The 12,439-nt window shown below is 33.8% G+C and carries 5 protein-coding genes and 1 pseudogene; 2 read left to right on the top strand and 4 right to left on the bottom strand.

Annotated features, from left to right (window positions below; translation table 11 throughout):
* Positions 1-54: 54 nt before the first annotated feature.
* The 4 genes from AAGD65_RS04595 to AAGD65_RS04580 form a co-directional block, all read right to left on the bottom strand.
* On the bottom strand, positions 55-2,298 hold the full coding sequence (locus tag AAGD65_RS04595) for a hypothetical protein (RefSeq protein ID WP_264682441.1): 2,244 nt from the start codon (positions 2,296-2,298) through the stop codon (positions 55-57).
* Between the two features lie 957 nt (positions 2,299-3,255).
* On the bottom strand, positions 3,256-3,504 hold the full coding sequence (locus AAGD65_RS04590) for an ankyrin repeat domain-containing protein (protein WP_264683398.1): 249 nt from the start codon (positions 3,502-3,504) through the stop codon (positions 3,256-3,258).
* A 120-nt stretch (positions 3,505-3,624) separates the two neighbouring features.
* Complete coding sequence (locus AAGD65_RS04585) at positions 3,625-8,070, bottom strand: ankyrin repeat domain-containing protein (protein WP_341810895.1); 4,446 nt, start codon at positions 8,068-8,070, stop codon at positions 3,625-3,627.
* A gap of 194 nt (positions 8,071-8,264) precedes the next feature.
* Positions 8,265-9,311 carry an RDD family protein gene (locus AAGD65_RS04580; RefSeq protein ID WP_264683263.1) on the bottom strand — a complete coding sequence of 349 codons (1,047 nt, stop codon included), beginning with the start codon at positions 9,309-9,311 and terminating at the stop codon, positions 8,265-8,267.
* Between the two features lie 260 nt (positions 9,312-9,571).
* On the opposite strand from AAGD65_RS04580, the gene AAGD65_RS04575 reads away from it, so the two are divergent.
* Together AAGD65_RS04575 and AAGD65_RS04570 are read left to right on the top strand one after the other, a co-directional pair.
* Positions 9,572-11,503, top strand: coding sequence for an ankyrin repeat domain-containing protein (locus tag AAGD65_RS04575; RefSeq protein ID WP_264683264.1), 1,932 nt, complete (start codon positions 9,572-9,574; stop codon positions 11,501-11,503).
* A pseudogene (locus AAGD65_RS04570) lies at positions 11,452-12,008 on the top strand (hypothetical protein); the annotation flags it as partial. The gene AAGD65_RS04575 and the pseudogene AAGD65_RS04570, both read left to right, overlap by 52 nt.
* Between the last annotated feature and the right edge of the window lie 431 nt (positions 12,009-12,439).

Raw genomic sequence — 12,439 nt, 5'->3', positions numbered from 1 at the left:
CATCTTCGCTCCTCTTGTTTTTACATTTTAGTATAATGCAGATAATTTGTATTATCATAATCCTGGACCATATCTCCTTGCATTTACTTTGAGTAGTTGATTTTTATTAACCCCCTCTAGAAAGCTAGATGGATTTTCTATTGTATAATCTGACTGTTTAATAGCCTTGTCTAACTCTTCAAATACGCTGCTATTTCTTTTAAAATACCCATATTCTATAGCTGTTAAAACACTTTTCCCCCCTAATAGACAATTTAGCCCTAAACTTGATTTATTCTCTAATTTGTTAAATCTTACTTCATCGACAAGCCTCACCTCTATTTTATTACTATCTTTCTCATTAGGACATAGATGAATACTGATCTCTCCTACTTCAGTGGTAAAAGACATTTCAATGATATCTCCTGAGATGTCTGTATAATTTCTCCTTCCTTCTATGTTTTCAACTCTAATTATACTTTTTCCAACTTGAACTATACCAATATTTAGATTTAAATCTTTAGCTTTTTGATTATTGAATATCTTTGCAACTTCAATAGTACTATTTTGTGGGTAATCTATACAAAAATATCCATTATCTATTTCTAGTTCAAAGTCATGTTCATCAATTTGCTCACTTTTACTTATAATACTTTCAAGTGCTAACTCCTTCAGCTTTGAAAGGTTTGCTTTTCGCTGACCTAAGGTATCTTTATCTGAACAAATTACGTTTACTACATCTCCATGCTCTTCATCGCTAAATCTGTTTAAAGATGCACCTTCTGATATTATCTGAAATATTTTTTTCTTGTGTAAAAACTCATAAATTCGAGTAGTGTCAGCAGATAAATATAGCTTTGGGAATGTGTCAGCTATACGATCTATCAAGGACATATCAGATTTATATGGAAAAGTGAACATTATTCCTTGTTTTAGTGCTTCGTTTATAACTTTATCAAGTTCTTTTTCGCACTCCTCATAATCTTCTTCGCTACCAGAGTAACCTAAAATGTCCAGATAATCATGGATCTTATTTATTTTTTGCCAAATACTTTCATACTTTTCTTCTTCTCTTGTATTCGGTTTTACTTTCGCTAAAGAAAAAGAATCTTTTTGACGAATTAAAACAAAAGTATCTTTTTCTTTATGAATTATGGCTTCATCATAGAATAGTTGACTGTAACGCCTACCAAAACTTTCATCATAATCAGGGCAAGGGCTAACATTGTTGTCATCGTCACTTTCACTATCCGTTTTGTTCCATACTTCAATTGGGAAATCATTATTTTCAAGGTTTTCATCTTCACTTGTTCGACAATTTTCTGTTTTTCCATATAGCCAGGTTGATTTCTGGTCATCGCTACTTTCATCGTCAGCTTCATTCCATACTCCAATCTCGAAATCAGTATTTTCAAGGTTTTTATCTTCACTTGTTCGATAATTTTCTGCTTCTCTATCTGGTAAGGTTGATTCTTGGTCATTATTATCAATAATATGTTTAATTTTCACTTCAGGTACAAACTGAAGCTTTGCTATTTCTTCTCTTACGTTTTCTTTGTTTATTTCATCTGCAAGAGACACTTCATTACTAATATAGAAATTTTTCTGTTTTAAACTTTCGTTTTCCTTCTGCAGTCTATTGAATTCTGCAAATAGTTCTTTATACTCTGATAAATAAATACAAAATTGATCTCTTACATCATTAAGCTCCTTCTCTTTTTCTAATATCTGATTTTCATAATCACCTTTCAAATCCTCTATACTGTTTATCAGCACTGTACTTTCTTTTCTTACTCTATTTAACTCATCTTCAGTCAAAACCAGTTTTTGCTGTAACTCTTCATTTATTTTGTCTGTTAACTGAATTTCATTCTTTGCCTCTTTTAATTGATTATTTAAGTTCTTAATTATATCACTTTTGTTCTGAGTTTCTAATAATAATATTTCTACTTTCTGTTTTAGCTGTTCGATGTCTTGATCATTTTCAATTAAATTTCTCGTCCTTCTTTGTAATTCAACTTCAAGCCTTTTAATTTTCCCTTCTAGGGTTTGCATTTCTCTGTTAAGTTCACTTACTTCTTCGTAATACTCTTCTACTATTTTCTTATAGTGTTTTTGTAACTCTACATTTTTTTTAAGATCAAAATTTTCTTGTTGTAGATTTTCTATTTTACTTTTCAAACTATCTATTGCTTGATTTTCTTCATTGCTAATCTCAAATACCTCTTCAGGAAAATCTTCAAATTCACAAGATGAATTGCCTTCAAGGTCGTTACTACCAAATAAATTATATTGTACTACCTGCTTTAAACTAAACATACCTATACCCCCTACTAAAATAAACAAGTAATATATTGTATGCGCTATATATCATAAATACAATCAATTTGAATATAATCTATTTACTAATTCGTATTGTGAATTTTTATAGAGTAGGTTTAGGTGTAAAATATTATAATACCATTAAAGCAGGTGAATAAAGCACAGTCTTTTTGAGAGGATAAATTTAATGAAAAGACCATACTAATTAGTGTTATAAGGAATTGAATTATTGACTCTTTCTAAAATTGCAAAAAAGATCGTATATTTGTGAGAACAAGCCGCGTAAAAATAAGGTTATAAAAATAGAAGCTTGAAATCTTTGCAGCAAAGTTAGGTAAACCAGTTCGTACGTAGATTTAGCAAAAGTAGGCCAATATGGCTAATTTTAGCGTATAGCAAAATCATTATATTAAAAAGTTCGTATGGTACACATGGTAGACCAACCCATTCCAAAACAAACTCTTCTCTCACTAGCTGGTTTTTACTGCTGAAAGTGGTTATATTATTTAAGTTATTAGTGAAATACATTGCTAGATTAATAGTAATTTATTTGATAATAAAAGGAAAAATTGAGGTAATTCATAGCAAAAACAAAGATAGCTCTTGAGCTCAAAAGCTTAAATAAAAATTTGCTCGTCCTATACCCTTCTATATAATAAGTGTCTGATAACCCCAATAACCAGTGTTTCAATTTCACCATCTTTGTTCTTTTCTAAATTGCTATTCTGTTGGAATTTTGCATCTCAGAAGCTTAAGTCTTTTTTCGAAGATCTCAGGTTAGCAACACATCCACCTTCAGAAACCCATTTTTCTAAGCTTATTTACAGCCCTTTGTTTTCCATATGCAGGAAATTCTGCTAACTACAGCTCTTTCTATGTCTTCGGAGACTCTGTTTGCTAACAGTGATTTTCTTGCTTATTTTATGCAGTGTCTCTTTGATACATAAAAAATATTTAATGAAATTTATCAAAACGCCTACTTGGACCTGCTATATTTATACTTTCCATACTACTAGATGGTGGTGCTTCCCGTAGTAACATTTCCTTAATATCTTCGTTTGCGTACTGCAGAGGAGCTTTGCCTCTTTTATCAGGAAGATTAAGGTTAGTACCATTTTCTACAAGAGATCTCACTGTTTCTAAGAGACCATTCTTAGTAGCCTTGTGTAAAGGGGTATTACCGTATTTATCACTAGCATTTATAACAGCTCCTTTACCGATAAGAAACTCTGTTATCTACAGGTATCCTTATTTTACAGTTGTTCAATATCAGTTTTTAACTGCAGTTATGGATTATTAAAAAAGAGTAGGTTTTAACATCAACTATTTATCTACTTTCCACATTCCAGTCTTGTTACCACTAATAACTTCCACTTCATCGACATCAGTACTAGGACTATTACCCCATCCCTCTTCTTTACCTTTTTGTAATGCTTTCTCTAGAAGCCTGCTTGAATCATCTATATTCCTCATAATCAACTCTCTTGGTGAGAAAAGATTTTCATGAACTGGTTGCCTATGTTGTGTTTTGTTAAACAGGCTAGTTGCTAGAATGCCTAACATTAATGTGTTATTTACTACAGTAGTGTTTATTTCCGGCACAGCTATAACAGTATGGTTGTTATGCTCTCTAGAAGTAAGCAGGGCTGTGGATGATATTAAGCCTTTAACCCAATTAATAATACTATTGTTTGTCCATGATGATAGTTTATTGATCCTACTTACAGCTTGAGTATTTTCTATTGCAAGATTATCACTTTCAATACTCCGACGGTAACGACGAGCCTCTTTTGACTTAAGGTACTTTACTACATCTAAGTAACCATTATAAGCAGCTCTGTAGAGAGAAGTCTCACCACCATTGTTCTTAGCATTAATATCAGCGCCTTTCTTTACAAGGTATTTTACTACACCTAAGTAACCATACTTAGCAGCACTGTAGAGAGGAGTCTCACCATAATTGTCCTTAACATTAATATCAGTGCCTTTCTCTACAAGGTATTTTACTACATCTAATTCACCATTATAAGCAGCACTGTGAAGAGGAGTCTCACCACCATTGTTCTTAGCATTAATATCAGTGCCTTTCTCTACAAGGTATTTCACTACATCTAATTTACCACGAGAAGCAGCACTGTGAAGAGGAGTTTTACCACCATTGCTCTTAGCATTAATATCAGCGCCTTTCTCTATAAGGCATTTTACTACATCTAATTTACCATTAGAACTGTGAAGAGGAGTCCATCCACCATTGTCCTTAGCATTAATATCAGCGCCTTTCTCTACAAGGTATCTTACTACATCTAAGTAATCATTAGAAGCAGCACTGTGAAGAGGAGTCTCACCATCATTGTCCTTAACATTAATATCAGCGCCTTTCTCTACAAGGCATTTTACTACATCTAATTTACCATTATAAGCAGCCCAGTGAAGAGGAGTCCATCTATGATCGGCCTTAGCATCAATATCAGCACCTTTCTCTACAAGGTATTTTACCACATCTAATTTACCACGAGAAGCAGCACTGTGAAGAGGAGTCCTTTCAGAATTGTCCTTAACATTAATATCAGCGCCTTTCTCTACAAGGTATCTTACTACATCTAAGTAATCATTAGAAGCAGCACTGTGAAGAGGAGTCCATCCACCGTCGTCCTTAGCATTAATATTAACCCGTCTCTCTACAAAATATTTCACTGCATTCAAATTACCTTGTCTAGCAGCGTCGTGTAAAGACATATAGCTATAGTCTTCTGTAACCTGTGGTACTTCTGTAGCCTGTTGCACTCTCTCTGTAAGGTATTTTATTACATCTAATTTACCATTATAAGCAGCTCTGTAGAGAGGAGTCTCACCATCATTGTTCTTAACATTAATATCGGCGCCTTTCTCTACAAGGTATTTTACTATATCTAAGTAACCATACCTAGCAGCACTGTAGAGAGGAGTCTCACCATCATTGTTCTTAGCATTAATATCAGCGCCTTTCTCTATAAGGCATTTTACTACATCTAATTTACCATTATAAGCAGCTCTGTAGAGAGGAGTCTCACTACCATTGTCCTTAGCATTAATATCAGCGCCTTTCTCTACAAGGTATTTTACTACATCTAATTTACCATTATAAGCAGCTCTGTAGAGAGGAGTCTCACCACCATTGTTCTTAGCATTAATATCAGCGCCTTTTTCTATAAAAAGTTTTACCAAATCTAAATTGCCAGAATAAGCAGCCAAATGCAAAGGTGTGTGACCTTTTAAACTGTCCTTAGCATTAACATCAGAACCTCTATTTAAGAGGAGCCTCACTACGTCTAATCTTCCTTTTTCAATAGCTGCTACAGTAGCTGCATGTAAAGGTGTATCTTCTCGTGTCTTTAAGACACCAAACATAATAACAACGTTTTCTACTTTAGCATCAATGTAGGCACCTTTATCTAACAAAAACTTTACCATGTCCAATTGACCTTCTTCAGCAGCTGTATATAGAAGTTTGCCACCATCTTCACCTGCGTAATCCACATTGGCACCTTTACTAATCATAAGCTCTAAAATGTCTAACCTACCAACTTTAGCAGCCCAGTATAACGGTGACCAGCCATTATTTTCTTCATGATTTACACTAGCTCCCTGTTCTATAAGAAACTTAACGAGATTTTCGTGTTTTACACCTTCTACAATTGAAGCAAGCCGTAAAAGAGTATAGTTATCACCATCTTTCGTGTTAACGTCTATGCCTTTGTTCAAGAAAAACTTTACCATATCCAAACCTATCCTATGAGCATTTTTAACAGCTATATGAATAGGCATATGACCATCTCGATCTTTAGCTCTAATATCAGCACCTTTGTCCACTAGAAGTTTTACTACGTCCAGCTTACCTGCATCAGTAGCTAAGTGCAGAGGAGTTGTGTCTGTTATAGTACCTTTAACATTAATATCAGCACCATTGTTGATTAGATATTTTGCTATTTTTGCATGGTTCTCTCTGCCGTAACCAAATGGTGTATTACTATAATCAAGAGCCAAATGTAGTGGCATAACAATTTTGTTGTTTTTTATTTTAGTTTTTATGTTAACATCAGCGCCGTTATCAATTAGATATTTCGCTATATCTAAATAACCTTTTATTGCAGCTACTTGCAAAGGTGCCAAATAATCATTAGCTTTAGCATTAACTTCAGCGCCTTTTTCTACAAAATACTTCACCATATCTAAATCACCTTGCTCAGCACCTAAGTGTAAAGATCCGTTGCTATACTTCTCAGTCATTTTCTGCTCTTCTGTAACTGGCTGAATTTCTGTTGTAACATTCTGGACTTCCGTGACTGGTAGGACTTCTACTGTAACATTTTGTCTTTCTGTAACTACTGGCATTTCCGTTGTAACATTTTGTGCTTTTGTGACTTGCGGAACTTCTATCGTAACATTTTGCCTTCCTGTAACTCGCGACATCTCTGTAACATTTTGTCCTTCTGTAACTAATGGTGTTACTATTGTAATATTTTGTCTTTCTGTGACTTGTGGTATTTCCGTTGTAGTATTTTGTCTATCTATAACTTTAGATGTTCCTGTTGTAATATTTTGTCCTTCTATAACCTGTTCTTTACTTGTTTCAAAAAGCCTCTTTAATGTTTTAGAAAGCTCACCCCTGAAGTCAGGTAAAAAGTCTGAAAGCGCCTCCAAAGTTTCCTGTATAAAATCGCTTTGTTGTTCTTCTGCGAACTGTTTTTCTCCTGTAACTTGTGACATTTCTGTTGTAACTTGTTGTTGTATAGCTCCTTTTTTATTTGTTCCAGATGTACTGATCTGGCTGTTTTGAGTAGCAGATTCTTGTAGTGTTTTATTATCATTAACCTGTTGTTCTTTTGTAACTGGAGGTATTTTTGTTGTAATGTTTTGCCTTTCTGTAGCTGATTGCACTTGCGTAACTTGTTGAACGCTCTTCTTAAGATATTCAACTATATCTGAGTGACCGCTCTGAGCAGCCCTTTGCAGGGGATTTTTACCTTCACTATCAGTAGCTTTTGGGTTAGCACCCTTCTCTATAAGGTATTTTACTATATCTAAATGACCTTTCCGAGCAGCCAAGTGAAGCGCAGTGCTATAACTCCATCCACCTTGATAAACATCAACATCAGCACCTTTTTCTATAAGATATTTTACTATATCTAAGTGACCTTTTGCAGCAGCTAAATGCAAAGGTGCTCGACCAAATTTATTTTCTTGAGCATCAATATCAGCTCCTTTATCCAATAAAAACTTTGCTATATCTAAAAGACCTCTCTTAGCAGCTATATGTAAAGGTGTTTTACCATGATTATCTTTAGTACTTATATCTGCTCCTTCATTAATGTACTCTTTAACCTTGTTAAGATTAGATTGTTTTACAGAGTTAATTAGCTCTAAGTTAAGCTGTTCTAGAGACATCGCTGTTTGGCTACCTCGAGTAATAGCCCCTTGTGACGTTCTGTTGTAAATAAGTTGGTCTTCATAACCATCAAAATAATCTACAGCCTCACCTACTATTTCCCGAGCTTTCTCTCTATTCTTCTTCGCATTCCACTTATTCCGCACATGCTGTTTATTTGAACCTTTCCTACCTTTCTTGCTTCGCTTTGAACGACTAAGTTTTACTGTATCATCTATTAGCCTACTTACCTCTGCATCACTAACTTTATCGCTAAGATTTTTTTGCTTTAAAACACTAGACTGTAGTAGCTGGATAACTCTATTAATTGTACTATTACTTGATTGTTGTTGATCCATGTGCATTTCACCCCCTTAATTATAACTAAAAATTACCCTCACCACCAAACAAAATGATCGTAAACACTTTATGTAAATATTAAACACAGCTTACTTGTAACACAGACATTTTTAGTGTCAATAGTTTCTTTAATAAATTTTATGCAGATTAGAAATTGAGTAGAGAAAAAGTAAGCATAAACCCATAACTGAAAAAGAAATCAGCTTGAAGATTTACAATAATTTACAGCTACTGTCTTTGCAATTTTATCATGAAAAAACTGTTTACGTTGATCAGATATTGCACACATGAAAATTAGTATTACGGTCATAAGGATTAAGTCTGGTAAAGGATCAAACCACCATTCAGAAGCAAACATAACAGAAAATCTTCTCATAATGAATATGGATGAGCAAATCACTTTAAACGAAACACACCGGATTATTGCTTGTGTTAGAGTGACATTTTCAATTGTATCTGCATCTTTTATACGAATATGGCACAACAATTGTCCTGGAGTACCACCAAATCTTTTTACCATTAATACTTCTAAAAGAATTGATAGCAAAATACGTAAACACATGATCAATAGTTTAAATTTAAAGTGTAAAAAAGTCATTTCTGGAAGAAAAAAAATAAAGACTAAAAGAGTCCACTTAACAATGAAATGATCAATAATATATGCTACAGCGCGTCTAGTTATTCCCACATATACACAGTTTAATCTTGGATAGCATTCTTCAGATCTATAATCCATTACTACTGTTTTTGCAATTTTATCGTAGAAAAGCTGTTTACGTTGATCAAATATTATAGGTATAAGCATTAGGATCAATACTGGTAAAATTAAAAACCACTCATAAGTATCGAGAAATACAAACAAAAACGTCTTGAAAGTGCTTCTTATTATTACTTGCATAAAAGCAATGTTTTTCAGTGTGTTTGCATCCTTTATGTATATACCAAATAGTAATTTTCCTGGAGTCCAACCAAGTCTTATTATCATTAATACTTCTAATGCTATATATACTAAACTTGCTAGTAATGTACCTGAGTCTTCTAATATTTCATATCGTTCTAATATAAGGCCAGTATCAGTGTCGGTATCAGAAAAGACATAATTAAAAAAGTCAGTAAGAGATTCTTCTGGTAATATAAATGAAATTAATAAAAAAAAGAATGAACAGCAGACTAGGAATATTGTTTGGTCAACTAAATACGCTGCAATACGTTTAGTAATTTTTGCATAGTTTGCTTTAACATCCATTCTACGCCTCACATAATCATTTAATACTAAAATATTAGCAATTAAATAATAGTAAAAGTTGGTTAACCTACTTACAGTAAAATTGATCATTATTAGCAAAGTGCGCTCTAAAAAGACACAATTTTTCAAAACATACCTCTCTCTACTGTTAAATTAAATTCTTTTATTTATTTCATTATGAATTTTACAGTAGATTTCTTATCTTGATTATATATCACTAAAATAGTATTGTATTATAGAGTAGCTTAAATATAGGTAAAATGACACAAGGAAAACATCTTATTAACATGGAGATCTATCGTATAGATTCTCTGGAAGGTAGTAGAAAGCATTATAATAAGCTTGTTGATTATCTCAGAAAGAAGTCAGGTAAATATCCTATAGCACATGAAATAATTCGTACTCTTTCTGCACATGTATCAGCAGAGGGCGACATTAATTCTGGGTTAAGTCCATTGCAAATTGTATTACAGCACTACATAAAATTTAACTCCGATCCGAACGAAAGGAAAAAGGCAGTAGAAATGGCTGATTTTCTCGTTAATAGGGGAGCTATGTATGAAAAAGGCGATCAATTGTTCGCTGCATGTACACCTCACTCAGAATTATTAAAAATTTTGTTGAAGCGAACCTATGGATTTTATAACTTGGAATATCAATATTATCAATATCGTACCAATTTGTATGCAGAACTACTATCAAGATCGAGTTGTAACATAGTCGATGGTGATAGTATCCTTCACGTCTTAATCAGGCACGGAATGTCTGATACGGAAGTTATGAGTCTTCTGTCTGGTAGCATTCATGGAAATAATATTGAGATGGACATTGAAAATAGCGCAGGTGAAACTCTACTTCATGTAGCTGTAAAAGCAAACAATAAAGCTATGGTGAAATTCATATTAGAGCATGATAATTTTCGTTTTGATTCTAAGGAAAAAGATGGTGATAGTGACCACCTTATACACTCAGCGTCAAGACATGGCTTCCTCGAGGTACTCAAGCTCTTAGTAGAGGGTGGTGGAGTTGATATCAACGTCTTAAACTCTTACCACGATACGGCACTTCATTTAGCCGTACAGAATAAAAGATCAAATATAGTAGAGTATTTAGTTGATCAGGAAGGGGTAGATTTGGAGTGTAAAAATTTATCTGGAAATACACCTCTGCACGTAGCAACTAAAACATGTAATTTAGATTTAGTTTCTTTCCTTGTAAAAAGAGGAGCTAATTTGATGGCTAAGAATGAAGCAGGAAATACTCCTCTTCATATCGCAGCAAAAAAACAAGAATTAAATATAGCTTTATTTCTTATAGAAAAAGGAGCTGATTTGATAGCTAAGAATGAAGCAGGAAATACTCCTCTTCATATCGCGGTAAGTACAAGAAACACTCTTTATCATGTATCGACAACTGAGAAAGATAGAGATATAGCAGCAGTGCTAATACACAAAAGTAGCGAAATAAACCTTCAGAACGAGGAAGGAAATACTCCCCTTCATATAGCAGCAATGAGAGGTGACCTAGAAACAATATTAAGGTTTATGGAAAGAGATATTACAAGTATTAAAATTTTTAATAAAAGAGGGGAAACACCTTTCGATCTTATTAAAGGTGATGAATTAAATGAATTTGTAAACGGCAAACATTCTCTTTTCCGTAATGTAGATGTTTTTGCTAATTTTGTTCAAACGGGTCGTTCTGCTACTTTGAAAAATTATCTGCTAAATGAAGACGTGGAAGAATTGAAGAGTTACCTTAAGAGTGAAAAATTCCATACCACTGAAGCTGCGGTGTTGGATAAAGATGGTCTCACCCCATTACATGTCCTTATAAGGGACGATCGGGAAATTTCACAAGATATGCTAAATCTTCTGATAGAACATGGAGCAGATGTCAATGTAACTGACTCGAAGGGTCAGACTCTTCTACACTTTGCTATTAAAAACGGTTCATCAAAAGCCCTGATAAAATTTCTGTTAGAATCTGAAGCTAGACTTGATTTAGCAAACGATGAAGGTTACTACCCTGTCCATATAGCAGTCAACAATGGAAGTATAGATATACTAGAATTATTAATAAAATATGGAGCGGATGTTAATGCAGTTGACTGGAAAGGTAGAACTCCTCTACATAAAGCACCTCTGCTCTTGTTAATGGTGTTAGATGCTCATACGCTTTTTGGCCAATAGAAAATACATCTAGGCTAGAGATCTTTAAGGCAGTAGGAGAAACACCAAGACAGAATGCTTTATTTCATGGGGCAGTTGTGAAGGCCAATGGGTTAGCTGATCGCACTGTAAGAACTTACCTAAGAAATCAGGAAACAGGGCTACTAGAAGATATAACAATACAACTAACAGTTAAAATGCTAGTGAAAAAGACCTTAAAATATGTCTTACTGATGCAATTACACGATCTGCTGTTGCAGGACACCCATTTACTCACACAGGAAGCACAGGAGTATATAAGCAACGGCATAGACTACCTGAAGTTTTTCACAGCATGGGAAGGGATAGACTAGAGCGTATGGTACAGGAACTTTTACAGGTAAAGCAGTTAGTTAAAGTGATGTCTACAGGTTCAAAAGAGGATAAGTGGCTTGACATTCCAACAGGACCATTTGCTCGTGGTATAGGAAAATTCACCCCTGGAGCTGAAGATTTTAGCTATAGGCAAAATTTAATGTTAGGATAAGTCTTTTTTTATGGGTAAAAATATTTTAGAGTTTACCAAGTTTTCTCTATTGCCCTTTCAATCTATAGCTACTATCAATTTACATCCACTCAACTAAAACTTAGCACTTAAGAAATAGCACCATCAATGATTGTATTACATTCCTAATTCCTAGGTTCCTAAATCAGTAATTAGAAATCAGGAACCTAAATTCTGCGTGAGAGCTAGCTTTTTTGCCTACGTTCCTAAAAGCGTTCCTAGAAACCACATGTCTAAAGTCAGCCAGTGAGGCGGATTCTAGCTTCCTAAAACCCTTATATATTATATATATATAATAGTAATAAATAATAACAGTAATAATAAATATAAAATATATTGGATAAATAGAAATAAAGAAGACCTAGAGAGATTACCACAAAACATTACTTAAATTTAATGAAAAAAATACAACT

This window comes from Wolbachia endosymbiont (group B) of Chesias legatella (assembly GCF_964026945.1).
Taxonomy (GTDB): Bacteria; Pseudomonadota; Alphaproteobacteria; order Rickettsiales; family Anaplasmataceae; genus Wolbachia.
Note: the sequence above shows the minus strand (reverse complement) of the source record. Positions and strands in the feature narration are given on the sequence as shown.

Coding starts and splice junctions, on each gene's coding strand:
- AAGD65_RS04595 (WP_264682441.1), bottom strand. CDS start 2,298: ATGTTTAGTTTAAAGCAGGTAGTACAATATAATTTATTTGGTAGTAAC.
- AAGD65_RS04585 (WP_341810895.1), bottom strand. CDS start 8,070: ATGCACATGGATCAACAACAATCAAGTAATAGTACAATTAATAGAGTT.
- AAGD65_RS04580 (WP_264683263.1), bottom strand. CDS start 9,311: ATGGATGTTAAAGCAAACTATGCAAAAATTACTAAACGTATTGCAGCG.
- AAGD65_RS04575 (WP_264683264.1), top strand. CDS start 9,572: ATGACACAAGGAAAACATCTTATTAACATGGAGATCTATCGTATAGAT.